At 51.6% G+C, this 25,642-nt stretch carries 22 protein-coding genes; 14 read left to right on the top strand and 8 right to left on the bottom strand.

The features are described 5' to 3' along the window. Positions 1 to 27: 27 nt before the first annotated feature. On the top strand, positions 28 to 225 hold the full coding sequence (locus AJE_RS02795) for a hypothetical protein (protein WP_008949567.1): 198 nt from the start codon (positions 28 to 30) through the stop codon (positions 223 to 225). Here AJE_RS02795 and AJE_RS02790 read toward each other — a convergent pair. Then, positions 211 to 1,062, bottom strand: a complete 852-nt coding sequence (locus AJE_RS02790; RefSeq protein ID WP_008949566.1) for a LysR substrate-binding domain-containing protein — start codon at positions 1,060 to 1,062, stop codon at positions 211 to 213. The two genes, AJE_RS02795 and AJE_RS02790, sit on opposite strands and share 15 nt — an antisense overlap. 128 nt (positions 1,063 to 1,190) lie before the next feature. On the opposite strand from AJE_RS02790, the gene AJE_RS02785 reads away from it, so the two are divergent. Further along, complete coding sequence (locus AJE_RS02785; protein ID WP_008949565.1) at positions 1,191 to 1,538, top strand: MaoP family protein; 348 nt, start codon at positions 1,191 to 1,193, stop codon at positions 1,536 to 1,538. 47 nt (positions 1,539 to 1,585) lie between these two features. Here AJE_RS02785 and AJE_RS02780 read toward each other — a convergent pair whose 3' ends face one another. Beyond that, on the bottom strand, positions 1,586 to 3,655 hold the full coding sequence (locus tag AJE_RS02780; protein WP_008949564.1) for a putative bifunctional diguanylate cyclase/phosphodiesterase: 2,070 nt from the start codon (positions 3,653 to 3,655) through the stop codon (positions 1,586 to 1,588). A 238-nt stretch (positions 3,656 to 3,893) separates the two neighbouring features. Next, the gene (locus AJE_RS02775; RefSeq protein ID WP_008949563.1) at positions 3,894 to 6,671 is read right to left on the bottom strand and encodes an insulinase family protein; all 2,778 of its coding nucleotides are present in this window, start codon (positions 6,669 to 6,671) and stop codon (positions 3,894 to 3,896) included. 196 nt (positions 6,672 to 6,867) lie between these two features. On the opposite strand from AJE_RS02775, the gene sixA reads away from it, so the two are divergent. Then, positions 6,868 to 7,353, top strand: a complete 486-nt coding sequence (gene sixA, locus AJE_RS02770) for a phosphohistidine phosphatase SixA (RefSeq protein WP_008949562.1) — start codon at positions 6,868 to 6,870, stop codon at positions 7,351 to 7,353. Positions 7,354 to 7,398: 45 nt separating this feature from the next. Here sixA and smrB read toward each other — a convergent pair whose 3' ends face one another. After that, positions 7,399 to 7,974 (bottom strand): endonuclease SmrB, encoded by a 576-nt coding sequence (smrB, locus tag AJE_RS02765; RefSeq protein WP_008949561.1) that lies wholly within the window; start codon positions 7,972 to 7,974, stop codon positions 7,399 to 7,401. A 50-nt stretch (positions 7,975 to 8,024) separates the two neighbouring features. On the opposite strand from smrB, the gene prmB reads away from it, so the two are divergent. From prmB to AJE_RS02750, 3 genes are read left to right on the top strand one after another with little or no spacing between them, the layout of a single operon-like run. Beyond that, the gene (gene prmB / locus AJE_RS02760; protein ID WP_008949560.1) at positions 8,025 to 8,981 is read left to right on the top strand and encodes a 50S ribosomal protein L3 N(5)-glutamine methyltransferase; all 957 of its coding nucleotides are present in this window, start codon (positions 8,025 to 8,027) and stop codon (positions 8,979 to 8,981) included. Beyond that, a complete protein-coding gene (aroC, locus tag AJE_RS02755; RefSeq protein ID WP_008949559.1) occupies positions 8,982 to 10,088 on the top strand; it encodes a chorismate synthase in 1,107 nt (368 codons plus the stop codon). Between the two features lie 46 nt (positions 10,089 to 10,134). Further along, positions 10,135 to 11,322, top strand: coding sequence for an MFS transporter (locus AJE_RS02750; RefSeq protein WP_008610128.1), 1,188 nt, complete (start codon positions 10,135 to 10,137; stop codon positions 11,320 to 11,322). Here AJE_RS02750 and AJE_RS02745 read toward each other — a convergent pair. Beyond that, positions 11,319 to 12,716, bottom strand: a complete 1,398-nt coding sequence (locus AJE_RS02745; protein ID WP_008949558.1) for a coniferyl aldehyde dehydrogenase — start codon at positions 12,714 to 12,716, stop codon at positions 11,319 to 11,321. The genes AJE_RS02750 and AJE_RS02745 overlap by 4 nt on opposite strands. A 159-nt stretch (positions 12,717 to 12,875) precedes the next feature. Here AJE_RS02745 and AJE_RS02740 point away from each other — a divergent pair, with 159 nt between their 5' ends. From AJE_RS02740 to AJE_RS02725, 4 genes are all read left to right on the top strand, one after another. Next, entirely contained in the window at positions 12,876 to 14,006 is a 1,131-nt protein-coding gene (locus tag AJE_RS02740; protein ID WP_008949557.1) for an ATP-NAD kinase family protein, read from the top strand. After that, positions 14,006 to 14,290 (top strand): YfcL family protein, encoded by a 285-nt coding sequence (locus tag AJE_RS02735; protein ID WP_008949556.1) that lies wholly within the window; start codon positions 14,006 to 14,008, stop codon positions 14,288 to 14,290. The genes AJE_RS02740 and AJE_RS02735 overlap by 1 nt, the downstream gene beginning before the upstream one ends. Before the next feature lie 104 nt (positions 14,291 to 14,394). Next, the gene (locus tag AJE_RS02730) at positions 14,395 to 15,009 is read left to right on the top strand and encodes a BamJ family beta-barrel-assembly machinery protein (RefSeq protein WP_008610132.1); all 615 of its coding nucleotides are present in this window, start codon (positions 14,395 to 14,397) and stop codon (positions 15,007 to 15,009) included. Between the two features lie 179 nt (positions 15,010 to 15,188). Further along, positions 15,189 to 16,883 carry a methyl-accepting chemotaxis protein gene (locus AJE_RS02725; protein WP_008949555.1) on the top strand — a complete coding sequence of 565 codons (1,695 nt, stop codon included), beginning with the start codon at positions 15,189 to 15,191 and terminating at the stop codon, positions 16,881 to 16,883. 115 nt (positions 16,884 to 16,998) lie between these two features. On the opposite strand, the gene dsbB is transcribed toward AJE_RS02725, so the two are convergent. Next, positions 16,999 to 17,535, bottom strand: coding sequence for a disulfide bond formation protein DsbB (dsbB, locus tag AJE_RS02720; RefSeq protein ID WP_008949554.1), 537 nt, complete (start codon positions 17,533 to 17,535; stop codon positions 16,999 to 17,001). Positions 17,536 to 17,720: 185 nt separating this feature from the next. On the opposite strand from dsbB, the gene fadR reads away from it, so the two are divergent. Both fadR and AJE_RS02710 read left to right on the top strand, forming a co-directional pair. Then, positions 17,721 to 18,437, top strand: a complete 717-nt coding sequence (gene fadR, locus AJE_RS02715; protein ID WP_008949553.1) for a fatty acid metabolism transcriptional regulator FadR — start codon at positions 17,721 to 17,723, stop codon at positions 18,435 to 18,437. A gap of 130 nt (positions 18,438 to 18,567) precedes the next feature. After that, positions 18,568 to 20,808 carry an aminotransferase class V-fold PLP-dependent enzyme gene (locus AJE_RS02710; protein WP_008949552.1) on the top strand — a complete coding sequence of 747 codons (2,241 nt, stop codon included), beginning with the start codon at positions 18,568 to 18,570 and terminating at the stop codon, positions 20,806 to 20,808. Between the two features lie 67 nt (positions 20,809 to 20,875). Here AJE_RS02710 and AJE_RS02705 read toward each other — a convergent pair whose 3' ends face one another. Together AJE_RS02705 and AJE_RS02700 are read right to left on the bottom strand one after the other, a co-directional pair. Continuing rightward, complete coding sequence (locus AJE_RS02705; RefSeq protein ID WP_008610139.1) at positions 20,876 to 21,553, bottom strand: ChrR family anti-sigma-E factor; 678 nt, start codon at positions 21,551 to 21,553, stop codon at positions 20,876 to 20,878. Beyond that, positions 21,537 to 22,136: a sigma-70 family RNA polymerase sigma factor gene (locus AJE_RS02700; protein ID WP_008610140.1), complete on the bottom strand. Its 600-nt coding sequence runs from the start codon at positions 22,134 to 22,136 to the stop codon at positions 21,537 to 21,539. The genes AJE_RS02705 and AJE_RS02700 overlap by 17 nt, the downstream gene beginning before the upstream one ends. 253 nt (positions 22,137 to 22,389) lie before the next feature. On the opposite strand from AJE_RS02700, the gene AJE_RS02695 reads away from it, so the two are divergent. Both AJE_RS02695 and AJE_RS02690 read left to right on the top strand, forming a co-directional pair. After that, positions 22,390 to 22,992 (top strand): FMN-dependent NADH-azoreductase, encoded by a 603-nt coding sequence (locus AJE_RS02695; RefSeq protein ID WP_008949550.1) that lies wholly within the window; start codon positions 22,390 to 22,392, stop codon positions 22,990 to 22,992. Between the two features lie 172 nt (positions 22,993 to 23,164). Further along, entirely contained in the window at positions 23,165 to 25,633 is a 2,469-nt protein-coding gene (locus tag AJE_RS02690; protein ID WP_008949549.1) for a S9 family peptidase, read from the top strand. Positions 25,634 to 25,642: the final 9 nt, after the last annotated feature.

The raw sequence follows: 25,642 nt of genomic DNA, 5'->3' as shown, positions 1-25,642 counted from the left end.
GCAGTAAAGTGATGTAGGAGAGAGCGGGTGTTATTAGTTCCGGTGCTTTGGTTAATGGTAGCAGTAGGCGTATACATAGCGGCACTGCGTAGTGGTATGCAGGCGATGCGCTGGGCACTGGCGGCAATCTTTACCGGTCCTTTGCTGTTACCGCTGTTTAACAGCCACAAACGCCTGGCGTTGCGCCGCGCCCGTGGCCGTAGCTACGGCTTATTCCGGCCCTAATTGTCGCTTTAAAAGCGCTATAGCGGCTTTTAGCAGGCTATCCTGTTGCCGATCCTGATGACAGACGGCATAGAGTGTCAGTGTATAGCGCTGCGCCGCTGCCGCCACCAGTTGCCCGGCATTAAGATAGGGTTTAACCCAGCTCTCGGGTAAAAAGGCGGCGACGTTACCCGCTAACACCTGAGTTAGCGCCAGTTGCGCTGAGTTAGTGCTAAAGCGCGCCGCCTGTAGCTGTGGCCAATCGCGGCTATGCTGCAGTGCAAAGGCCTGCCCCCATTCCACATAGCAGTACTCTGCAGCGCTGAGCTGCTTACAGGCTGCATGCCCCGGCGTGCATACCGCCAGCAGCGGCAACTGTGTTATGGCTTCGCGATAAAGCTCTTCGGTCTTTACCGGCTCCGGTAACATAGCCAGATCCAATTGTTGGCTCAGTAATAAGTCACTGATTTGCTCCTTGGGTAAGCACTCCGCCCGGATGGTCAGCGGTGTTGGCAATAACGCCAGTTGCTGCAGCGTGGGCGCTAATAACTGCTCAGCCAATACCATCGGCATTGCCAGCTGTAAAGCCGGGCTTTGGCTGGCGCTGTCCGCGACGTCTTGTCTGGCGCGCTGTAAGGCGGCCAGCATAGTTTGAGCATGTGGCAACAGCCGCTCGCCCGCCGCTGTTAACTGAATGTTATTTCGGTGTCGGATAAATAAATTTACGCCCAATTGTTGTTCCAGCTGGCGGATGCGGAAACTGACCGCCGACTGCGTAAGGTATAAATTTTCGGCAGCCTTACCAAAATGGCGGGTGCGCTGTACTTCCAGGAAGGTTTTCAGTAAGTCAGTATCCAAACTAGCCTCAAATGTTTTTTATCGTAACAATTAAAAATATTTGTTTTACGACAGGAATTTTGTTAACCATACTCCGCACAGTTTAAACAGGCTGGCTTGATATTCAACGACATGAGAGGAAAAAAGTGATGCAGCAAAGTTTTGTCGCTAATCGTCGCTTTTTCGATGACCGGAATTTCCCGCGTGGTTTTACCCGGTCTGGGCGTTTTACCCTGGCAGAGGGCAATCTGCTGGAAAAACATGGTTTAGCAATGCAAGAGTTGGAGCAGGGCGTACGCCAACCGGCAAATGACGAAGAGCAGCGCTTTTTGTCGGTGTGCCGCGGTGAAGCCGAAGCCAGCACTGTGTATGAAAAAACCTGGCTAAAGTACAAACAACGTCTGGCAGAAAAACGCAAATTTCATACCGTATTCGGTAAGAAGCGCATTGCAGATGGCTCGGATGATTTCTCGTACGTTGAATCAGATGCCGATTAAAAAAGCCCGTTAGGGCTTTTTTAATGTCTGTAATTTGGCTTTCGCCTTTATAACGCCGCAATCTTCGGCCGTTGTTGCTTTTGTTCTTGCAGGAAGGCGGCAAAATCTTCAGCAGACAGCGGCTTGCTGTAATAGTAACCCTGAATAATTTCACAGCGCAGCTTGCGTAGTTGCTCCAGTTGTTCGTGCGTTTCCACCCCTTCTGCTACCACACTCAGGCTCAGGTTGTGTGCGATAGTGACAATAGTATCGACCATATTGCGGCCGCGGGCGCTGCTCATATCGTCGATAAAGGCTTTATCAATTTTCAGCGTATTAAGTGGGAATTGCTTCAGATAGGCCAGCGAGGAGTAGCCGGTACCAAAATCATCCATTGCCAGGTGAATGCCGCGGGCACGCAGTTTTTTCATGGTATCAATCGCCAGCTTCGGCGATTGCATCACCGTGCCCTCGGTGATCTCTAACTCCAGGTGGTAGGAGGGTAAATCGGTTTGCTGCAAAATATCGTCAATCTGATCACAGAGAAAGGGCAGCATAAATTGCTTGGCCGATAAGTTAACCGCCACCCGGCCATGAAACAGGCCCTGTGCTATCCAGCGTTTAACATCGATACAGGCTTTACGCAGTACCACGGTACCGATATCAACAATTTGTCCGGTTTCCTCGGCCACCGGAATAAAGCTGGCTGGGCTTACCAGACCACCTTTGGGTGTAATAAAACGTACCAGGGCTTCCATACCGACAACCTTGCCACTTAGCATGTCCATTTTCGGCTGGTAGAACACAGTAAAATAATCTTCTTTTAAGCCATGGCGGATCAGGTTTTCGATCTGCAGCCGTTTCACAGCTTGTTTGTTCATGGTGTCATTAAAAAACAAATAGCGGTTGGCGCCGGCACTCTTGGCATGATACATCGCGGTATCAGCATTTCGCAGCAGCGCCTGTGGATCCTTACCATCTTCCGGAAACAATACTATGCCGACGCTGCTGGTTACCGCCAACTCATGCTGATCCACAGCGAAAGGCTTATTAATTTGTTCCAGTAAGTTTTTCGCCAGGCTGGTAATGGCATGAATATCGTTGGTATTGTCGAGCAAAATAGCGAATTCATCGCCGCCGAGTCGGTAAAGCTTTTGCCGGAATAATTTATTGTTATGCAGGCGATCAGCCAGCTTACAAAGCAGGGCGTCACCGAGTTCATGACCCAGTGAGTCGTTAATTTTCTTAAAGTTATCCAGGTCAAATACCAGCAGCGCATGTTCGGTTTTTTCGGTAACCAGGCTGGCCAGCTTATTCATAAAAACCGCGCGGTTGGGTAAGCCGGTCAGGGTGTCGCTATTAGCCAGCCGGCTTAATTCGGCTTCACGTCTTTTGCGATCGGAGATATCAGAAAATACCGCGACGTATTGGGTAATACAACCCTGATCATCTTTAATCACATCAAAGGTTAATTCTGCCTGGTAGTAATCACCATTGGTTTTCAGTTCCCGGATCTCGCCGCTCCAACGGCCATCTTTAACCAGCTTTTTTTCAATTTCCTGGATAAAACGTGGCGGATAAAGTGAAAGCTGAAAGCGGTTTTGTAATACCTGCTCCCGACTTTTTCCGGTAATCACGCTAAAGGCCGGGTTAACTTCGATAATGCTAAATTTGGTATCGCAGATCACCACGGCATCAGAGATATTCTCCAGACAGCGGGCGAACAGTTGCATCCGTGCTTCGGCTTGTTTTAACTGACTGATATTTTTCAAAGTACCAGTCATGCGTTGTGGTTTGCCATCTTCGTGAAATGCGACGACCTTACCGCGGTCCAACACCCAGATATAGGTATCGTCCACGGTCTTTACCCGATAACTGGCCTCGAAAAAGGGGCTTTTGCCGGCCAAATGCTGCGACAGCGCATGACTTACCCGCTCTAAGTCTTGTGGATGAATCAGCGCCTTATTGGGCGGGAAATCTTCGGTTTGCGGCGCGATAGCCAAAGGCTCCAGCCAGGCGCTGGAGCGGTACAGCTCGCCACTATCGATATTCCAGTCCCAGAGTTCATCACCACTGCCCCAAATCGATAGCCGCAGCCGCTCTTCACTTTTCGCCAGCGCCTGATGATAACGCCGCATCCGTCTCAAACTTAACTGACCAAGCAACAAGCCGGTCAGCGCCAGTGTTAACAAAGCAGGGAATAAATAAGGTTGAACGGTATCCCAACTAAGGGCCGTTGCGGCAAGGGGCAAGAAAAATAACACAGCAAGTGTTAGCCCCAAAAATGAGAGGGTGAGAAAAGTTATTGTTTTATCGCGCACTTTATAATAATTCAGTACTGCTTTTGGACTACGTTAACGGAGAAAATCGGTACTGTCAAAAGCATTTTCGTTGCTGCTGTAATAATTCTGTCAACTGCGACTTATGCAGGCGTTTTACATAATTATCCATGGGTGGTGGATCTGTCGCTAATAACAGCACATCATAGTCAGCGGCTAATAATTGACTTAAGAAATCCTGAAACCGCAGCCGGTCAATATCTTCAAGTGCATTCAGGATGCGCTGCGTCAAATCAAAGTCATAGTCGCCCTGACTTAGGGCCGACCAGTAGCGTTTGGCTCTGGCACTTAAGCTGGTATCCCGCTCAGCCAGTTGAGCAGCTAAGCCTTGCTTTAAAGACTGAAAATCGCGGTCATGTAGTTGACTCAATTCGCCGATAAAGTGCCGGAAAAACGCTTCCGTTGCCTGATACAATACATCCGCCGCGTGATTGGGCGATTGTACATAAAAGGCGATGCCCGGCAACGTATTAACTGGCACGTAGCCAGTACCAACTAAATAACCTAGCTGTTGCTCAGTGCGTAATTGGTGAAAATAACGCGGTGCCAGGATATGATTGGCAAGCATAAACAACGCCATCATGGTGGGTGATTTCTCTCGAGCCGGCAAATAGGCTATCAGCGCATGATCCGACTCGTATTCGGGACTGGCTTGTAACCAAACCGGACCCAGGTCCCGGATATAGCATTGTTTCGATTTGGGCGCACTGCCACTATTGTTTTGCGTCTGCAGCCAGTCTTGTAACCGCCGTTGCAGTGCGGCGGCAGCCTCGACACTCCAATTACCCAACATCAGCGCTTCGAGATGTAATTGCTGCCATACCTGTTGCCGGAAGTGCTGAAAATCCTCGTAACTCAGGTTAGCCAGTGACGCTGCCAGCTGCACTGGCTCGGGATTCTGCGGTTGTAATACCGCCGACAATTTCGAAAATAACGTTGCCACCGGCTTATTCTTACTACTGTTTAGCCAATGCCGGCAAAGTTGTTGCTTTAACTCTGCAAATCGTTGCTCGCAAAATTGCGGATCAGGTAGCTGTAATAATATGTCGCCAATAAGCTGTAACTGATTAGCTGAAAGTCCGTTGGTTTGTAAGCTAAGGCCTTGGCGATGCACGTGCAAAAAGTAATTCAGGCCGGCAGTGGTCGCCGCATAGAATTGCTGATTAAAGCGGTCTAACAGTAACTCGACCCATAAGCGGCTGGCAGCTTGCTGGGTTAGGGTTTGACAACTCAAGGGCAGACTAAGCTGTAAAAAAATATGGCCTTTGGGGCTGTTAAAGTCGGTATCGGGTTTGTACCAGAGGCTAAGCTCATGGCTTTCAAAAAATAGTTGTGGTGCAGCGAGATGGTCTGCAGGCGATAACAGTTCTAAATCTGCAATAAGATAAGGGTTAGCGGCTGGCAACTGCAATGTTGCTGGGACCTGGATTTGTTGCAAGCTGGCTAACAGTTGCGCGTCGATAGGGCTGATCTGGTAGGGCGTCTGGTACCAGCGGGCTTCACGGTTAGTGTCCACATCATCGGCGATCAGCATCAAGCGCAGATTATCGGCAGTAAAATATTGTAATAGCTGTCGGTATAAAGCCGGAGGTGGCGTTTCCATTCGGTAATCGCCAAAGATCACATCCTGTAGCGGATAATGCTGTAGATTAAGCGATAGATCCGTGGCGGTTTGCAAGGCCGTGGCAGGTTCATAAAACTGATATGCCCACTGTAGTAGCTTTTGCCGCTCTTGAAACAACTGTTCTGGAAACGGACTTTGCCTGAGCAAGGCTAATTTAGCGAACACCGCCTGCACGATCTGTTGATAGTGCTGCCGCCCCAGTAACGTGAGTTCGAATGCCAGAGTAAAATCTTTATAATTGCTGCCGTCAATGCCTCCGCCGGCACTCAGTTGGTTTACCAGCCCCGCATTTTTTAATAACGCCAGCAAGGAGCCCGGTCCTTCATCACCGAGCAGATGCGCCAAAAAGCTGACCATCTTATAACGATACCAGGGTTGGATATCAGGTAGGGCGAAACTCAATACCAGACGCTGGCTACTTTTATGGGGGCGGATCTGCAGCTGTAGTTGCAATTGTTCTGACAAGTACAGCGGCACTTGCAGCGGACTTTTAGCCGCGACATCCGCTTTAATATCACTAAAATAGTTTCTGGCCAGTTTTTCCAGTTCAAGCAGGCTCTGTGGGCCAACCAGGCACAATGACATTCTGTGGGCGCTGTACTGGCTATCGAAAAAGCGTTTCACCGCTTGTTGCAGACTTTCGTGTGGGTGATCGGCCAGGGTCTGGGCGTTGCCAACCGAAAACTTGGCAAAGGGATGCGCCGGATTAATACTCTCTTTATGCACCTGATAGATACGCCGGCTATCATCTTTTAGCTTTAGCGAAAATTCCGCTTCAATGGCCTGGCGCTCTTTTTCGACATAGTCGCTGCTAAACAGGGGCGCGGTAAACATCGCAGCGAAGCGGCTTAAACCGTCAGCAAAATGTTGCTGTTCAAGATCAAAGTAGAACTGGCTATGCTCAGTGCCGGTCCAGGCATTATGGCTGCCACCGTGTTCACTGATAAACTGCTGCACTTCGCCGGCCTGCGGATAAGCGGCACTGCCTAAAAACAGCATATGCTCTAAAAAATGCGCCAGGCCTTCGCGCTCAATCGGATCGTCGAAGTGCCCGACATTGACGGTCAGGGCCGCCGCGCTTTTTTCGCTGTCGGCCTGGTGAACCAGTAGCACCGTTAAACCGTTAGCTAAGACAAGGTGCCGGTACTGTCTGGGATCGTTCGGGCTTTGCAATATCGGTGAACTTGCCAAGATGCATCCTTCTAAGGCACCTGTTGCGAGCGCCTCTCATAGCGATAAGTAATAACCAGCATAGGTCTTATGCTTTAATAGCAGTTACGCTGGCGGCTGACTTTCATTATCATAGCGCACTATTTTCACCTGACGCATGCTTATTTGTTAAACGGCCGGCCAGATGGGACAGATCAAGTAGTATGGCAATAACACCATGGTAAATATTGTAATCATGCGCCACGGCGAAGCTGAACCGCTGCAGGCTGATGATCAGCAACGCGCGCTAACCGAGCAGGGGCGGGTAGAAGTACAACAGATGGCGTCCTGGTTGGCCAATGTCTATCCGGCATTTGACTACCTGTGGGTCAGCCCATACCTGCGTACACGGCAAACTGCTGCCATTATGTTGGAAGCGCAGGCGGCCTGTCGGCTGCAGGTGATACCGCAATTGGTACCGGATGGCCAGGCGTTACAGATCAAAGATCAACTGGATTTACTGCTCGCTGAGCAACCTGATGCGCGGGTATTACTGGTATCCCATATGCCGCTGGTCAGTTTTCTGGTAGAAGCTTTTACTGACGCGGGCCGCACCCCCATTTTCACTACTGCAGCCTTATGTTGTATCGACTACCGGACAGCGCGGGGCGGGAAGTTGTTAGAGCAGATGTCACCGCTGGATTTGTCGTTAGTACGTAGCTAACGCTGCTTGATCTTGTCGTGACAGATGCTGTTGTAGATGTTGCTGTTACCGGTGTTGCAGTTCGCGAAACTGCTGCTCGTTGCTCTGATTAATTTTAAGCAATAGCAATAGGGCGCCATGCTTGCCCCAGCTTTTTGGGGCGGTGTGAAAGGCGCGTACATTCGGATGTTGCACCAGCCAGTTTGGTACCTTACGTGCCAGTATGCCCAGTCCTTTACCATGCACGACACAGGCGCAATTAAATTGCTGCTGCTGACAGTAGTCCAGTAAGCCAGCCAGCTGTGTTTTCGCTTCATTGGCTGTCATACCGTGTAAATCCAATACCACCTGCGGTTCTAATTCACCGCGGCGTAAGCGGCCGGCCAGCATCGGGTCGTCACCCTGCTGCACATAAGACAAGCTGCCGCTGGTGTCGGTGATGGCTTCGTATTCATCGGAGAAAAAGAACAGTTTTTGCGCAGATAGCTCCGCCGTGCCGGTAGGCGCGCGTTTTTGCTTGCTGCGTCTGACAACTGGCGGTATCTTGTCCTGCTCAAGCGGGCGGGCACCGGCGACACTGTCGCGAAACAGGGCTCGCTCTTCGACGCTGAGTGCATCGGGCTTCGGCTTTTTTTGCTGCATCGGCCTTAATCTATACTATCTTATTAGCTGCTACCGGAGCAAAGGATACCATGTCTGACACCTTACCCGCACCCTTTAGTCCTGAATTACTGGACCGCGCCTATAGCGAACTGCAGACCCTGCATGACTGGTTACGTTGGGCGGTCAGCCGGATGCATCAGGGTGGGGTCTATTTTGGTCATGGTACCGATAACGCCTGGGATGAAGCCGCAGTGATGTTGTCGCATGTGTTGTACTTGCCGCCCCTGCGTGATGAAAAGTTATTTAGCGTGCGCCTGACATTAGATGAGAAACAGCAATTTGTCGCGCTGTTAGAGCAGCGAATTACCCAGCGCATTCCAGCTGCCTATCTGACTCAGCAAGCCTATTTTTGTGATCTGCCGTTCTATGTCGATGAGCGGGTGTTGATCCCGCGCTCACCGATTGGCGAGCTGATTAAGCAGCAGTTTCAGGGCCTGTTGCCGGCTGGCAGCAGCCCGGCCCATATTCTGGATCTCTGTACCGGCTCGGGTTGTATTGCCATTGCCTGTGCGGTCGCTTTTCCGGAGGCGCAGGTTGATGCCGTCGATATCAGTGAGGATGCTCTGGCAGTATGTGAGCTGAATATTGCCGAGCATCAGCTGCAGGAGCGGGTCTACCCCATTCTGTCTGATGGCTTTAGTGCCCTGACGGGCCAGCAATATGATTTGATTGTCACTAACCCGCCTTATGTCGATGCCGAAGATATGGCCGATCTGCCAGATGAATACCGGCACGAACCTGAACTGGGGCTGGCGTCTGGTATCGACGGTCTGGCATTAACCCGGCAGATCCTGCGCGATGCGGCTGCACATTTAACCGAGCAGGGTATTTTAGTTTGTGAAGTGGGCAATAGTATGGTTGAATTGCAGTATAGATATCCAGACGTCCCATTTCGCTGGCTGGAGTTTAGTGCCGGAGGCCTTGGCGTCTTTGCACTGAGCAAAGCACAACTTGTGACTTGCCAGCATTTATTCGAGGAAAGTTAAATGGCAGGTAACAGCATCGGCCAGTTATTTAAAGTCACGACTTTTGGTGAAAGCCATGGCCCGGCGATTGGCGGCATTGTCGATGGTTGCCCGCCCGGTATGGCGTTAACTGCCGAAGATTTACAGTGTGATCTGGATCGGCGCAAGCCCGGCACCTCGCGCTACACTACACAGCGCCGCGAGGAAGACAGTGTCAAAATTCTCTCTGGTGTGTTTGAAGGTAAGACAACCGGTGCCAGTATTGGCTTATTGATTGAAAATACCGATCAGCGCTCACAAGACTATGCCAATATCGCCAGCCAGTTCCGGCCTGGCCATGCCGACTATACCTACTGGCATAAATTCGGCATTCGCGATTACCGCGGCGGTGGTCGTTCGTCGGCGCGCGAAACGGCAGTGCGGGTGGCGGCCGGTGCCATTGCCAAAAAGTATCTCGCTGAGCACTGTGGTATTGAGATCCGTGGTTATTTACAGCAACTGGGGCCGATTAAAGCCGAGCAGCTGGATTGGTCACAGGTAGAGCAAAATGCCTTTTTCTTCCCGGATGCGACTAAGCTAGAAGCGCTGGATGACTATATGCGGCAGCTGAAAAAAGACGGTGATTCGGTTGGCGCGCGGGTTAATGTGGTGGCAACCGGGATGCCGGTCGGTCTGGGTGAGCCGGTGTTTGATCGTCTGGATGCGGATATCGCCCATGCGATGATGAGTATCAATGCCGTTAAGGCAGTGGAAATCGGCGATGGTTTTGCGGTGGTTGAGCAGCGCGGCTCCACCGGCCGTGATGAGCTGACACCGCAGGGCTTTACGGCGAATCATGCCGGCGGTACCCTGGGTGGTATTTCCAGTGGCCAGGATATTCTGGTCAGCATGGCGTTAAAGCCGACTTCCAGTATCAGTATACCGGGCAAAACCATTAATACCGCCGGTGAAGTGGTGGATGTAGTGACCAAAGGCCGGCACGATCCCTGCGTGGGTATCCGTGCGGTACCGGTAGCCGAAGCCATGCTGGCAATAGTGCTGCTCGATCATCTGCTGCGCCATCGCGCCCAAAATGCCGGGGTACAGGTCGGTACGCCGGATATCGCGGCACTGGCACGGCAACAGTAAAGTAATTAATACCGCTTTTTAATCACACTAGTTTAACGGAACAGTCGTGTTAACACTTGCCACCAAGCCAGCCCTTGCGCTGGCTTATTTTGCTTATTTCGGCGTCTTAGGCCTGTTTGTGCCTTATTTCGGGCTGTTTTTGGATGGCCGCGGCTTAAGTTCGGCGCAAATTGGCTTATTGCTGGCGCTGGTCACGGCGACGCGGATCGTTGGCCCGGCGCTGTGGGGCACGCTGGCTGATAAAACCGCCAGGCCGCTGAGTATTATGCGTTTTGGCGCCATCATCGCGATCCTGGCCTGGTGCAGCAGCTTTGTTGATGCCGGCTTTTGGCCTTTGCTGGCCGGCTTTGCGCTGTTTAGTTTTTTCTGGACCGCCATCTTACCGCAGCTCGAAGTCTGTACCTTCCATGCGTTGAACGATGATGCCGGTGCTTACAGCCGCATCCGCACTTCCGGCAGTGTTGGTTATATCATTCTGGTGCTGCTCGGCGGTTATTTATTTCAGCGTTTTGGCAGTGAGTTTATGCCGGCAACGGCGCTGCTGTTTTTAGGCTTACTGCTACTCAGCTTATTTAAACTGCCGCCGCTGCCTAAGCTGTCAGCCAGTCAACAGGTGCACTTATCCTGGCGTCAGTTATTCAAAAGTAAGGTACTGTGGCTATTTATGGGCGCGGCCTTAATGCTGCAAATGAGCTTTGCGCCTTACTATGGTTTTTTTACATTGTATTGCCGCGATCTGGGCTATAGCGGCACTGTTACCGGCTTGCTGATTGGCGTGGCGGTGGCGGCGGAGATCGTCGCCTTTTATTTTGCCGGCCGCATTTTGGGCCGTTTCAGGCTGGGGCATTTACTGGCCGCCTGTTATGGCTTAACCGCACTGCGCTGGTTAATTGTCGCTTATCTTGGTGATCAGCCGCTGGTGCTGGCAGCCAGTATGCTGTTACATGCCGGTAGCTTTGCTATTGCCCACAGCGGCGCCATGCAGTTTATTCAGCAGTTTTTTCCCAAGGCACAGCGCGGCCGCGGTCAGGCGTTTTATGCCGGTATTATTTATGGCGGTGGCGGGGCTATCGGCGCCTATATTGCCGGTATCAGCTGGCGCGATGGCGCTGGCGCCAGTGCCACCTTTACGTTGGCGGCACTGGCAGCAGCAATAGCGATGCTATTGGCGCTAAGTTTACCGCGTACTATGCCGCGAGCGGATGATAAAGCCGCAAACATCAACACGCCCTAACGCATTAACCACTTAAGCAGCGCTTTAAACAGCGGCCGGTTAAAGGGCGGGTAAATCAGAATGCTGCTACTAAAGCGGCCTTTCTGGTGCACCGCCTTGGCGTGGGAAAAACGCCAAAAGCCTTCCGGGCCATGGTAGTTACCCAAACCTGATGGCCCGATGCCACCAAAGGGTAAGTCCTCCTGTGCCACATGCAGCAGCGTATCGTTAATGCAAACGCCACCGGCATGGGTTTGGGTTAATACTCGCTGTTGCAACCGCTTATCTTCACTAAATAAGTACAGCGCCAGCGGCCTGGGTCTGGATTTAATATAGTCAAGCGCCTGCTCAAAGCTGTCATAGCCGATAATCGGCAACAGCGGACCGAAAATTTCCTGCTGTAAAATCTGACACTCCTCGGGCACATCAACCAGCAAGGTTAGCGGTAGCCGGCGCTGTTGTTGTTGCTGCTCGCTGCCTATGACTGCACAGGGATAAGCGGTTGCGCCTTTAGCCAGTGCTTCGCTTAGCAGCTGCTGTAAGCGCTGATAATGCTGAGTATTGATCACCGTGCTGTAATCGGGGTTAGTCGCAAAATCAGGATAGAGCTTGGCAAAGTCGGCTTGCAGTTGGTTAATCAAAGCCGTGATCCGAGCCTTAGGCACTAACACATAATCGGGCGCGACACAGGTTTGACCGGCATTAGCGGTTTTGCCAAACAATAAGCGCTGGCTAAAATGTGCTAAGTCGGTATCTGCTGTCAGCAGCGCCGGGCTTTTACCGCCCAGCTCAAGCGTCACTGGCGTCAGATTGGCCGCCGCAGCCTGCATCACTTTGCGCCCGACGCCGGTAGAGCCGGTAAACAACAGATGATCAAAGGGTAGGGCGGCAAAAGCGGCGGCGACGTTGGCATCGCCCTGAACCACACTAACGCAGTCAGTTAAGCCCTCTGCCAGCATTTCAGCCAGCACCGCATTGGTTGCCGGAGTAAACTCCGACAGCTTTAACATCACCTGATTACCGGCTGAGAGTGCCGCCATAAGCGGGCTAAGTGCCAGAAAAATCGGATAATTCCACGGCACAATAATACCAACCACACCTAACGGCTGCGCCAGCACAAAGTTTTTTGCCGGCGCAAAGGTATAGTGCACGGCACGGCGCTGCGGTTTTAACCAGCGTTTAAGCTGTGACAACTGATATTTGATGCCCTGCAGACTGGGCGCGATTTCCAGCAGCTGCGTTTCAACACTGCTGCGCTGGCCAAAATCGCGGGACACGGCCTGTTGTAACGCCGTGTCGTATTGTTTTAGCAACCCAGCCAGACGCTGCAAGCGTTGCTTACGTGTAGCAAGTGATGGATAGGGTTCGGCGTTAAACTGCTGTTGATGCTGTTGAAACAGGCTTTCTATGCTCATCAGAACTCACTACTGCTTAGAACACGCTGGGTTATGCTGTTACTCTAAAGTAGTCCAACCAGTGGAGCAAGCGTTGTCGAGCAGCACAGCGCTGGGCAAGCTGCGGTCAAGTCGCTACAATGCGCAGCAATTTCTACAGCTGTCACACAGGTGAGGTCGATGACAACGCAGTTTCGCTTAGGGTTGATTGTAAATCCGTTAGCTGGCTTAGGCGGTAGTGTCGGTTTAAAAGGTAGCGATGGCATGGCTGAACAGGCACTGGCACTCGGTGCGGTGCCGATGGCGCAACAGCGTGCCAGACAAAGCCTGGAGCAACTGCTGCCGCTGCGTGACAAGTTACAAATCTTTACCGTCGCTGGCGATATGGGGCAGCAGCTTTGTGAAGAGTTGGGTTTTGATTACCAGCTTTGCTATACCCCAGCGGATTCACTTACTACCGCGGCCGATACCGAGCAAGCCGCTGCCGTGATTGCCGAATCCGGCGTTGATTTACTGCTGTTTGCCGGTGGTGATGGTACAGCGCGCAATGTCTGTAGCGTCGTCGGCGCTAAAACCACCGTCTTGGGTATCCCTGCCGGTTGTAAGATCCATTCCGGCGTTTATGCGATTTCGCCACTGGCCGCCGGTAAGCTGCTGGCAAAGCTGGTCGCCGGTGAGCTGGTCAGTCAGCAGGAAGCCGCAGTGATGGATATCGATGAAGGTGCTTTCCGTGAAGGGGTCGTCAAAGCCCGCCGCTATGGCGAGATGCGCATTCCGGCCGAGCTGCGTTATGTACAAAGCGTAAAAATGGCCGGCAAGGAGTCAGAAGAGCTGGTACTGGATGATTTAGCGGCCTATGTCGCTGGTTTAATGGAACCGGATGTGCGTTATGTGATGGGCTCTGGCTCGACGGTTGCCGCCGTGATGGCGGAACTGGGGCTGGACAATACCCTGCTGGGTGTTGATGTGGTCGAAAATGGTCAGCTGCTGGCCAAAGATGTTACCGCAGCGCAGCTGCTGGAGCTGGTGCAGAATACCCCCAGCAAATTAATTATTACCTTGATTGGCGGTCAGGGCCATGTGTTTGGCCGCGGTAATCAACAACTCTCGCCGGCCGTGATCCGCGCCATTGGCCGCGATAACATTCTGCTGCTGGCGACCAAGAGCAAGCTGCAGCAACTAAATGGCCGGCCATTACTGGCCGATACCGGTGATATGGCCTTAGATCGCGAGTTACAGGGTTTAATACCGGTGCTGACCGGTTATAACGATTATGTGATTTACCGCTTAGGTTATGAGGACGAAGCATAATGCAAGATAGCAATACCGAACACTTTATTGCCCGGGCGGCGGAATTTTTTGACCAGTTAGTGCCTGTTGCCACTGACGATGAGCTATTTGCCGCCGGTTATTTACGTGGTCATGTTGATTTAGCCGTTGGAACCCTGCAACTAACCGAGCAACCTTTTAGCCTGGCCACCTTGCTGCAACAGGTGAACAGCAGCCTGCAGCACGCAATTGCCCAGGGTGAGCTAAACGCGGCAGACGAGTTGCTGGTGCAGGATATCTGGCAACGTTTACAACAGGCCGCCTGAGTTAAGGCCGCTTGAACAAGACTTTTGGCGGTAATTGACGTAAGATACTGCCATCTTTTAACAGTGGTGTAGCCCGGCTGCACCCGTCAATATAAGTGAAATCCATGTCAAAATTTACTACGTTAGAGCAGCACGCCAGCTACGGTATCGGTTTACAAATGGGTCAGCAACTGGCTGATCGTCCGTTCGATGGTTTAGATATCACTGCTGTCGCCGCCGGTTTAGCCGCTGCGTACAACGAGCAGGCGCCAGAAGTGAGTGATGAGCAAATCCGTGCTGCTTTTACCGTTATTAGCCAGCGCATGCAGGCCGAAGAGCAAGAAAAAGCGCAGGCGCTGGCAGAAGCCGGTGAAATGTTCCTGGCAGAAAATGCCAAGCGCCCGGAAGTAACCGTTACTGCCTCTGGTTTACAGTATGAAGTTCTGGTAGCCGCCGAAGGCGATAAGCCAACCGCAGCCTCTACCGTGCGTACCCACTATCACGGTACCCTGATTGACGGCACTGTGTTTGATAGCTCTTATCAGCGCGGTGAACCAGCAGAATTCCCGGTATCCGGCGTTATCGCTGGCTGGACTGAAGCGCTGCAACTGATGGCGGTAGGTTCAAAACTGCGGTTATATATCCCGCATAACCTGGCCTATGGTGAGCGCGGTGCCGGCAATGCTATCGCACCTTTCAGCACCCTGGTATTTGATGTAGAACTGCTGGCAATTCTGTAACCCTTAGTTTCCGCTTCAATGTGACAAAGCCGGCGTTGCCGGCTTTGTCGTTTTAATGGTAATAAAATTGCCGAAAATATCAGCAATCAGTTGCCTAAGCTACCAGTTTTTCTGCAGTTTTCTAAACAGACGTTATACTTTCAGCAGACGTTTTTTATTCACCGAACTGAGAGTAGCTTATGGCAAATTTGACCATCCAAACCCGTATCCTCCTGCTGGCGTTATTACCCAGCACCTTACTGGCAGTAGTGCTGGTAACCTTTAGCTTAATGCAGGCACGCAGCCTCGGCCAGCAGGGTGTGGATGGCTTTGCTGAGGTGTATAGCCAAAGCCAGCAGGCAGTAATTAAAAACTATATGGAGCTGGGTAAGACTGCCATCGCTCATCTTTATAATGCGCCGGATGCAGCGACCAATCCGGCCATTCGGGAACAAGCCATTAATATTTTGCGCCAACTGCGTTTTGATGACAGTGGCAGCATGGGCTACTTCTTTATCTATGATCAGCAGGGCGTCAATGTGATGCACGCCGCCAACCCTGCCTTGCAGGGCCGTAATTTGATGGATCTTAAAGATCCTAATGGCGTTGAAGTCATTCGGGGCCTGTGGAATGCCGCCCGCAGTGGCAAAGGTTACTTGTATTATCACTGGAATAATCCGGAAACCAATACCACGGATCCAAAACTGGGTTATGCCGAAGAGCTAACCAAATGGGGTTTAATGTTAGGCACCGGCTTTTGGATCGACAGCCTGGATAAACAGGTTGCGGTGATGCAGCAACGGGTAGACGACTCGCTGGCAACCAGCCTCTGGAGTTCGATAGTCACCGCAGCTATTGCGTTAATTGTGATTACCTTGCTGGCACTGGTGGTGGTACGCAGTATTATTACACCACTGAAATCGGCGGTGAGCGCCATGACCGATATTGCTCAGGGTGGCGGCGATTTACGGCATCGCTTAACGGCTGAGGGTAATGATGAATTAGCGCAACTGGCGCAGGCTTTTAACCGCTTTGCCAGTCAGGTCCGGGATTTGGTGGCACAGGTTGCCGGTTCGACCAAAACGCTGAATCACAGCGCTAATGAGCTAAATGGCATTATGCGCCAGGCCGGGCAGGGCGTGGCACGCCAACAATCCGAGAGTGATCAAGTGGCTACGGCAATGAACGAGATGGCGGCTTCGGCCCATGAAGTGGCAGATAGCGCCATGCGGGCATCGGAAGCCGCCGCTAATGCCGAGGATCTGGTCAGTAACTCGAAGCAGACGTTGCTGCAAACAGTACGGGTAATTGATGGTTTGGCGGAGCAGGTGACCCATGGGGTTTCGGTTATTGGCGATTTAAGCAAAGAATCCGACAGTATTGGCGGAGTACTGGATGTGATCCGCAGCATTGCTGAGCAAACCAACCTGCTGGCGCTCAATGCCGCCATTGAGGCGGCGCGGGCCGGCGAAGCGGGGCGTGGTTTTGCGGTAGTAGCCGATGAAGTGCGCACTCTGGCCAGTCGTACCCAACAAAGCACCCAGGAAATCCAGCAGATGATCCAGCGCCTGCAAGCCGGTATTAAAGGTGCGATCGATCTGATTAGTAAGTTAAAACAAAGCAGCCAAAGCAGTGTTGATGAGATCCGGCAGGTCGAGCTGGCACTTAACCAAATTAGCAGTGCGGTTAATACCATCAATAATATGAACGCGCAGATCGCCACCGCCGCTGAGGAGCAAACCCATGTTTCCGGCGCCATTAATGAGAACGTACATCAAATTGTGGCGGTAACCGAAGAAACGGCTGAAGGAACAAGACGTGCATCTGCCACCAGTGAGCGCTTAAACGCATTAGCGACAGAGCTGGATACGCTGGTCGGTAACTATAAGGTCTAAGATAGGCATCCTGGCAACTAAACAGGCCGCAATTGCGGCCTGTTTAGTTTAGTACAGAAAACGGCTAACGTGGAAAACGACAAATCCAGAAATCGGCTAACACAGCAAACGCTGATTAACCGCGATACGGATTGCGGGAAATTTTACTAAATTGGCTCAGCAGAATAAGCAAAGCACTAACGCCATAGGCGGCCATCAGTACCCGGCTCCAACCGGCCATGCTTAAACTGGCAAATTGCCAGTCCACACCACCACAGGTGCCGGTAACCTCAAATACTGCAGGTAGCCACTTATCTAACGCCAGCCAGCTTGGAAAATCCGCGAACAAAGCACAGGTCGTAAAGCCCCCCTCAGCTAAAATTTGTTCAATGTTTACCAGCTCCTGCGCCTGATATAGGCCATATAAGGCACTACCCAGCCATAAGCTCAGCGCGGCAAACCTCAGCATGACATTGCGAGGTGCCAGCAAAGCCAGTAACGCCGCCAGCAAAATTCCGGCAAAGGCGACCCGGATATAAATACATTTAATGCAAGGTTGATAATTTAACGCGTACTGGAAATACAGCCCGGTGAGCTCCATGGCCAAAGCGGTTAGCGCTAACAGCAACCAAGGCCAGCGTTGCATCGATAAGGATTTCAGTGTTTTAAACATGGTATGGCTGTCTGTTATTGTTGTTTTGCTGGCTAATCTAAGGGATTTCAACAAAATACACAATGCGGGCTAAAGCCTTAGTTCAGCTTGGCAAGCTATTTTTACAAGCCGACTTGTTAATGGGATTGGCTCTGGTACAATCAGTGCCAACTTATAAGAACCATGATTGACACGGATAACGGTGCATGACCAATCTGATTAAAGCGCAAAGCCCGGCGGGCTTTGCCGAAGAATATATTGTCGACTCCATCTGGAATGGCAAATTTGCTCCAGGCTCCATTTTACCGGCAGAGCGTGAACTCTCAGAATTAATTGGTGTAACCCGTACCACGCTGCGTGAAGTATTACAGCGGCTGGCGCGTGATGGCTGGTTAACCATTCAGCATGGTAAACCCACTAAAGTAAATAACTTTTGGGAAACCTCAGGCCTGAATATTCTGGAAACCCTGGCCCGGCTGGACGAAGAGCGGATGCCGGATCTGGTCGACGAGCTGTTATCTGCCCGCACTAATATCAGTGCGATTTATATTCGCGGCGCCATTAAAACCCATCAACAACAGGTCATTGATGCCCTGACTGGCTCTGAGCAGTTGGAAGATACCGCCGAAGCCTTTGCTGATTTTGACTATAACCTGAACCATGAATTGGCTTTACATTCGTCAAACCGGATCTATGTGCTGATTTTAAATGGTTTCCGTGGTTTGTATAACAAAATTGCCCGTTTTTACTTTTCCAGCCCCGCAGCGCGGGAACTGGCCCGCCAGTACTATCAGCAATTAAAAGCCCTGGCCCAGGCCGGTAAGCATGATGATGTGGTGATGGCGGTGCGTAAATATGGTATTGACAGCGGTAAGATCTGGTCTGAACTGCGGCCGACCATTCCGCGCGATCTGATGGAATAAGCCAAGTTAGGCTAAGATAAAAGCCGCAGCCCGCTCTGCGGCTTTTTTATACCTGCTGCACTGGGCTGACTACACTTTTTGATATAAGATATTCCCAATTGTTATAAGTGAGTCCTTAGCGGAGCCCAAGATGTCAGCAGATGCCATGACCTGCCGGAAAGTCAGTGAGATCTATCTGGATAACAACGCCACCACGGCGGTGCTACCCGGCGCGGCGGAAGCCGTGTTGCAATGTATGCAACAGGATTTTGGTAATCCCAGCAGTACGCACAGTACCGGCATTAAAGCCAAGGCGTTGTTAGAGCACAGCCGCAAGCTGGCGCGCCAATTATTGGGCGCTGATAACGGCGACATTATCTTTACCTCAGGTGCTACCGAAGGCATCCAAACTTCAGTGCTGTCGGCATTGCTGGCGATCCGTGAGCGAGGCTTGGCGGGGCCTGACACCCTGTTACTTTATGGCGCAACCGAACACAAGGCAGTGCCGGAGAGTCTGAAACACTGGAATAGCCTGCTACAACTTAATGCCAGTATCCGTGCCATCCCGGTACTTGCCAATGGTCTGCTCGACTTAGAGGCCCTGGCAGAGCTGCTGCCACAGGCAGCACTGGTCTGTACTATGGCGGCCAATAACGAAACCGGTGTGCAGCAGGATTTGCAGGCGATTGAGCAGTTGTTGAACCAGCATAATGCTGATGCTTACTGGTTGGTTGACTGTGTACAGGCGCTGGGCAAAATGCCGCTCAATCTGGCGGCAAGCCGCATTGATTATGCCCCCTTTAGTGGCCATAAGCTTTATGCCCCCAAAGGCATCGGCTTTTTATATGTGCGCAAAGGGGCACCTTATCAGCCACTGATCACCGGTGGTGGCCAGGAAGGTGGCTTACGCTCTGGTACCGAAAACCTGCCGGGTATTGCTGCGCTAAACTATATCTTTCAGCAATTGCTGGATCCCGAGCACAGCATCTTTGTCGGTAGCAACCAACTTTATCAATACCGCGAACAACTCTTAGCGGCACTACGTCAGTTATTTCCGGCACTGGTGCTAAACAGCGATTTACCGCAGGCACTGCCAACCACGTTAAACTTCTCGGTCCCCGGCTTTTTTGCCAAAGATATTCTGGATCTATTCGACGCTGCCGGTATTCGGGTCAGCTCAGGATCGGCCTGTAGTTCAAAAGTCACAGGTAGCTTTGTGCTGGATGCGATGGGGCTGGAGCGCTGGCGCAGTGAAGGGGCGATCCGCTTATCCTTTGGGCCGGCGTTTAGTCAGGCCGAATGTGAGCAAGCCTGTCAACGCATCCTCAGCCTGGTGCCGGTGGTTAAGCAACATGGCCTGGTATTAACAGATGGCGATCCGTTGAATATACCGACCAGCAGCGGCCTGTATCAGTTTAAACATGATGCCTGCTGCAGTTATTTACTGCTGTGTCAGCAAAGCCGGCAAGCCCTGATTATTGATCCGGTGCTGGCGCTGACCGAGCGTTTATCGAATATTGTTCAAAGCCGCGGCCTAAAGCTGGTCGCTGTGCTGGAAACTCATATACACCAGCAAGCCGGACAAGCTGCGCTGCTGTTACGTCAACTCTTTAGCGGCCAAAAGTTTGATCAAACCGGTTGGCCGCAGGATCAACAACAGCTGCACATCGGCCCCTACCAGTTAAGCCGTATCGCCACACCCGGCCATAGTCCACTGGCCTATAGCCTGTTGCTAAAACAAGCTGGTGAGCTGAAAGCCGCCTTTGTCGGCGATCTGCTATTACCCGGCGGCATTGGCCGCACCGATCTGGCAGGTGGCGATGCGCTGATGTTACAACACAGCCTGCAACAGCTGGCGGCTCAGCTTTACCCCGAAACCTTGCTGTTTTCCAGCCATGATTATGCACAGCGCTTTGTCACCCGTTTAAGTCTGGCGCTACAGGAAAGCCCGCTGCTGGAAAGCCTATTGGCCGGCGCACCGCAGCAACAATGGCAGCAGGTGTTAAATCAGCAATGTTGGCAGTTGCAGCAAGCCAGCAGTCACCTATGTGGCTATGTTGAAGTGGCTAACGACGATGCCATTGCCTTACTGCAGTCGGCACAGCTGCCAGACTTATTAGCAGAACCTGGTTTGGTCGTGCTGGATGTGCGTGAGCCCTATGAGCAGAGCGCAGGCGCCCTAAGCCGCTATTTACCGGTTAAGGCTGAAGTGCTCGAAGTACCCTTGTCCCGGCTTTGCGACGCAGTATTGCAACAACAGTTACAACCAGAGCAGAGCTTATTACTGGTTTGTCGCAGTGGTAATCGCAGCTTGCTGGCGGCACGGGTGCTGCGGCGCCTCGGTTTTAGCAAATTGTGGAATCTGCAGGGTGGGGTGGCATTACTCAGTTAGTGCTGCCACCACTTAGTAAAAAAAACGCCGGCAGAGCCGGCGCAAACATGCTGCATCAGGTAAACCGTTAATAGAAAAACTGCTGTAATGGGTTCAGTAACCGTACCAAACCCTTGTTAAATTTCAGTGGCGCGCTTAACACCGACAGGCATAAACAGTCTTCATCAGCCCGGGTATGCGGCGTATGGGTGTCGGCTGGGGTGTTGATTAACAAGTCCCCGGCACCATACTCGCCATTTTCATCACAAATCGTGCCGCTTAGTACCAGTGTCATTTCCAGACCCAAGTGGGTATGGTTCGGAATTTCTGTGCCCTTATCAATATACAATAACGACACATGCATCTTATCGCCCGCCGGTAACTTGGCGGTGGCAATACCACCAAGCTGCAGCCACTTGCCCTGCTGCTCAGCCAGGCGGCTTAGCGCGCGCGGAATAGCAAACTCACGACCGTTGATCTGAACTTTTACCAGTTCGCGAGCCGCTTTCTGCCGTGGCTTATCAAGCTGAGGCTGCCCGGTGATTTCCGCCAGCAGCGCGCTAAAATCGTCAGTGTCGTCCTGCTCAAGCGGCATACTCGCTAACACATCAGCCTGGTCGTTATGAATATCCTGACAAACACGCTGACAATGCGGGCACAAATCAATATGAGTGGCTACGGCAAGAGCCACATCAGCCGACAGAGTGCCGGCAACATATTGTTCCATTAACATCATGCCGGGATGGTATTTAACTGCGTGTGTCATCTAATGCCTCTCTTAAACGGTCTAACGCCAACCGGATCCGTGATTTAACGGTACCCAGCGGGATGTCGAGCTCTTCTGCTACTTCCTGATGTGATTTTTCTTCCAGATAAACTTTTTGCATTACCAGCCGCTGTGCGACAGGTAAGGCATCAAAAAACGGTGCCAGCTTTTCGCTGAGTAACATGGTTTCCCACTGATCGGTGGCGGACTCTTCCAGCTCCGGATAATCACCGTCGGCCCACAGATCATCCGCACTAATGTCATCTTTACGACTCTGCTTTTTACGCAGCATGTCGAAGCGTACATTACGGGCAATGGTAAAAATCCAGGTTGAAGCACAGCCACGACTGGGATCAAATAAGCGGGCTTTCTTCCAAACGTTTAGCATGGTGTCCTGCACCATCTCCAGCGCCTGTTGTTCGTTACCGAACATTTTCATACCAAAGGCTTTTAACCGTGGCGCAAAATAATTAAACAACTCCGCATAAGCCGATTTATCGGCGTGCAAGGCAACAAAGGTCAAGGCATCTTCCCATTGACCGGTGCGGATATGTGGCTCGGCGCTCTCGGCACTGATAGTCATTCGGTCTGGCATCCTCGTGGTCGTCCCCGAGTGCTCATGATGCCCTGTCAGCACGGTAGAATCCAACATAATTCGTTTTCCTGGTATGGCCAGTAGCTGTTCTAATGGGTTCCTGATGTTTTACGCGGCCTGACACTGAGTAGATTGATTTTTTATCAATCAATAAATCGAACATAAACAGCAAGATTATCGGATTTTTTTTCTAAAAAATCTAAGTAAACTAGCTTTATTGGATTAGCCAAAGGAGGCAACGATGAAAAACATTCTGGTAATTAATAGCTCAATCAGCGGTAGCAATGGTAACTCTAACAAGCTGGTGCAGTTTTTACTGGCACAGCTGTCTGGCGCCCAGGTAACGGAAATTGATTTAAATGCACAGCCGTTGCCGCATCTGGAAATGAGCGAAATCGGCGCCTGGATGACACCAGCCGCCGAGCGCAGCAGCGAGCAACAAGTACTGGCGGCTTATTCAGATGAATTGATTGCTAAAGTTGAAGCGGCAGATGCCATCGTCTTTGGTGTGCCGATGTATAACTTCGCGCTGCCAAGCCAGTTAAAAGCCTTGTTAGATCGCCTGGCTCGTGCCGGTGTCACCTTTAAATACACCGAAACTGGCCCGGTTGGCTTGTTAAAAGATAAGCCAGTGATCTTCGCTCTGGCCCGCGGTGGTGTTTATGCTAATTCGCCAGCGGACTCTCAGGTTCCGTTCCTGAAAACCTTCTTTAACTTCGTTGGTCTGACCCAGCTGCATTTTGTGTATGCGGAAGGCCTGAATATGGGCCCGGAAGCGGCAGAAGAAGGTCTGACAGGCGCACAGCAACAGTTGACCGAACTGGCCAAGCGACTCTTTATCTAACGAGGTTAGCCAACATCGTTATAAAAACTCGCGTTAAGAACGTCCACCAAGCCGGCTCGCGCCGGCTTGGTGCTTTTCGGCGTATCCCTGTTGCATTCAGCCGCATAAGGTTGCGTTCTCTAGGCAGCCTTTGTATAACTGTGCGGTCTTGTCATTAGTAAGAACCAAAACAATGAAAACATTCCGTAAAGCCTTACTCTCACTAAGCTTAACCGCGCTGTGCTGGCATAGCAGCGCTGCCCTGGCCAAAGCCGAACCGCAAACCTGGACTACTGACACCATCAGCGTGCAGCAGGTCTTTAGCGCTAACCCAGATATTCGTTTTACCATGGAACAAATCATGGCTGATCCGGATTGGTTGGGCCGTCAGCCGGAAACGGCGTTCTGGTCGCCGGACAGCAGCACCATTTATTACCAGCGTAAACGCGAGGGTAGTGAGTTACGGGATTGGTTTAGCCGCCCCTTGTTAGCCGAGGGCAACGGTGAGCTGGTTAAGCTGGCGCACTGGCATCAGATGGGCGCCTCGCAGCTGGTGTATAACAGTGATCGCAGCAAAGCGGCCTATGTGTTTGAAGGCAATGTGTTTGTGCTGCAAAACGGTGAGTTACTGCAGTTAACCCGCAGCAACAGCAGCCACAGCCGGCCGCAATTTTTGCTGGATGGTCGCCTGGTGTATCAGCAAGGCTGGGATTTTATCGCTTACGATTTTAACAACGGCAGTCATACCGAGCTGGCCAGCCTGAAGACCGAAGATGCGCCAAAAGCACCAGCCGTGCCCAAAGGCTATCTGGCGCAGGAGCAACATAAGTTGCTGGAGTTTGTCGCGCTGCAACAACGCAACCAGGCAGAGCGCTTTGACGCACAGCAACAATTACGGCAACAAAACGCCAGTTTAGCGCCAGCTGCTATCTATGTTGGTAAAGGCCAGCAAATTGTCGATGCCAGCTTATCACCGGCCGGTACTCATCTGATCCTGGCCAGTCGCAAGCAAAGCAGCCGCAACGAGAAAGACATTATGCCGAACTATATTTCGGCAACCGGCGATATTCTGGCGCAGCCGGTACGGGCCAGGGTAAACGACTTTAAACCTGAGCCACAGAAGCTGATCCTGGTTGATTTACGCGATGGCAGTCAGCATGAACTGAGCTATACCAGTTTACCGGGCTATAACGAAGATGTTCTGGCTGAGGTTAAAGCGGAAAATGCCAAGGCGCGGGGCGAAACCTATAAGAGTGCCAAGGTTATCCGCGATATTGGTTTAATGACCGATTGGTACTGGAGCCAGAGCGCGCTGCGTTGGCACCCGAATGGTCAGCAGCTGGCGGTCATGTTAAAGGCCTTTGATAACAAAGACCGCTGGATCGCGACTGTTGATCTGGTAGGCAAAAAGTTACAACCACAGCACCGCTTACATGATAAAGCCTGGGTTAACTACGCCTTTAACGACTTTGGCTGGTTAAACAACAGCGAAACCCTGTATTTCCTGTCAGAAGAGAGTGGTTACTCCCATCTGTATACCAAGGGCCTGAAAGATCGTAACCCGAAGAAACTGACTGCCGGCACCTTTGAGGTGAGCAATCCGGTACTGACGCATAATGACCAGTATCTGTATTACACCGCCAACGTCAGCCATCCTGGTATTTACAATGTGTACCGGTTGGCGCTGGCTAACGGACAAATTGAACAGCTGACCAACCTGCTGGGTAGCACCGAGTTTACCTTATCACCGGATGAGCAAAAGTTATTACTGCGCCATTCTACTAACCTGTTGCCACCTGAGTTGTACGTCGCGGATGCCCGACCAGGCGCTGAGCTAAAGCAATTAACCAATACCATTTCGGCACAGTTCCGCGAGTTACCGCTGGTGGCGCCACAGGTGGTAGCTGTACCGTCCAGCCATGGCAAGCATCCGGTATTTAGCAAGGTCTATCTGCCAGCAGATTATCAGCAGGGTGAAGCGCGCCGGGCAGTGATCTTTAACCACGGTGCCGGCTATCTGCAAAACAGCGATCTGGGTTGGTCGGGTTACTTCCGAGAGTTCTTCTTCCACAACCTGCTGGTACAACAGGGTTATGTAGTGATGGATATGGATTTCCGGGCATCAAAAGGCTATGGCCGTGACTGGCGTACTGCCATTTACCGTCAGATGGGAACACCGGAAATTCAGGATCTGGTCGATGGTGTCGAGTGGCTGGTAAAACATGCCAATGTTGATCGTAAGCGCATCGGTACCTATGGTGGCTCTTACGGTGGCTTTATGACCTTTATGGCGCTGTTTAAAGAGCCTGAGTTGTTCCAGGCCGGGGCGGCACTGCGGCCGGTTAGTGACTGGGCTTATTATAACCACCCTTATACCTCAAATATTCTGAACACGCCGGATATCGATCCTATTGCTTATGAACGCAGTTCACCGATCTACTTTACTCAGGGTCTGAAAAAGCCACTGCTGATCAACGCCCCTATGGTCGATGATAATGTGTTCTTCCAGGATGTGGTGCGTTTGGTACAACGGCTGATTGAGCAGGAAATCATTCACTTTGAAACCGCGATCTATCCGGTGGAGAATCATGGTTTCCGGCAACCAAGCAGCTGGCTGGACGAGTACCGCCGTATCTACAAACTGTTTGAACAAAATCTCTAACCTTGTCAC

This window comes from Alishewanella jeotgali KCTC 22429, from assembly GCF_000245735.1.
Taxonomy (GTDB): Bacteria; Pseudomonadota; Gammaproteobacteria; order Enterobacterales; family Alteromonadaceae; genus Alishewanella; species Alishewanella jeotgali.
Note: the sequence above shows the minus strand (reverse complement) of the source record. Positions and strands in the feature narration are given on the sequence as shown.

Bases quoted from the DNA above. Each gene is read 5' to 3' on its own strand.
- AJE_RS02745 (WP_008949558.1), bottom strand. From the start codon at position 12,716: ATGAGCATAGAAAGCCTGTTTCAACAGCATCAACAGCAGTTTAACGCC.
- AJE_RS02695 (WP_008949550.1), top strand. From the start codon at position 22,390: ATGAAAAACATTCTGGTAATTAATAGCTCAATCAGCGGTAGCAATGGT.
- AJE_RS02700 (WP_008610140.1), bottom strand. From the start codon at position 22,136: ATGACTATCAGTGCCGAGAGCGCCGAGCCACATATCCGCACCGGTCAA.
- smrB (WP_008949561.1), bottom strand. From the start codon at position 7,974: ATGCAGCAAAAAAAGCCGAAGCCCGATGCACTCAGCGTCGAAGAGCGA.
- AJE_RS02740 (WP_008949557.1), top strand. From the start codon at position 12,876: ATGACAACGCAGTTTCGCTTAGGGTTGATTGTAAATCCGTTAGCTGGC.
- sixA (WP_008949562.1), top strand. From the start codon at position 6,868: ATGGTAAATATTGTAATCATGCGCCACGGCGAAGCTGAACCGCTGCAG.
- aroC (WP_008949559.1), top strand. From the start codon at position 8,982: ATGGCAGGTAACAGCATCGGCCAGTTATTTAAAGTCACGACTTTTGGT.
- AJE_RS02725 (WP_008949555.1), top strand. From the start codon at position 15,189: ATGGCAAATTTGACCATCCAAACCCGTATCCTCCTGCTGGCGTTATTA.
- AJE_RS02785 (WP_008949565.1), top strand. From the start codon at position 1,191: ATGCAGCAAAGTTTTGTCGCTAATCGTCGCTTTTTCGATGACCGGAAT.
- prmB (WP_008949560.1), top strand. From the start codon at position 8,025: ATGTCTGACACCTTACCCGCACCCTTTAGTCCTGAATTACTGGACCGC.
- AJE_RS02730 (WP_008610132.1), top strand. From the start codon at position 14,395: ATGTCAAAATTTACTACGTTAGAGCAGCACGCCAGCTACGGTATCGGT.
- fadR (WP_008949553.1), top strand. From the start codon at position 17,721: ATGACCAATCTGATTAAAGCGCAAAGCCCGGCGGGCTTTGCCGAAGAA.
- AJE_RS02710 (WP_008949552.1), top strand. From the start codon at position 18,568: ATGTCAGCAGATGCCATGACCTGCCGGAAAGTCAGTGAGATCTATCTG.
- AJE_RS02735 (WP_008949556.1), top strand. From the start codon at position 14,006: ATGCAAGATAGCAATACCGAACACTTTATTGCCCGGGCGGCGGAATTT.
- AJE_RS02690 (WP_008949549.1), top strand. From the start codon at position 23,165: ATGAAAACATTCCGTAAAGCCTTACTCTCACTAAGCTTAACCGCGCTG.
- AJE_RS02780 (WP_008949564.1), bottom strand. From the start codon at position 3,655: ATGCGGCGTTATCATCAGGCGCTGGCGAAAAGTGAAGAGCGGCTGCGG.
- dsbB (WP_008949554.1), bottom strand. From the start codon at position 17,535: ATGTTTAAAACACTGAAATCCTTATCGATGCAACGCTGGCCTTGGTTG.
- AJE_RS02705 (WP_008610139.1), bottom strand. From the start codon at position 21,553: ATGACACACGCAGTTAAATACCATCCCGGCATGATGTTAATGGAACAA.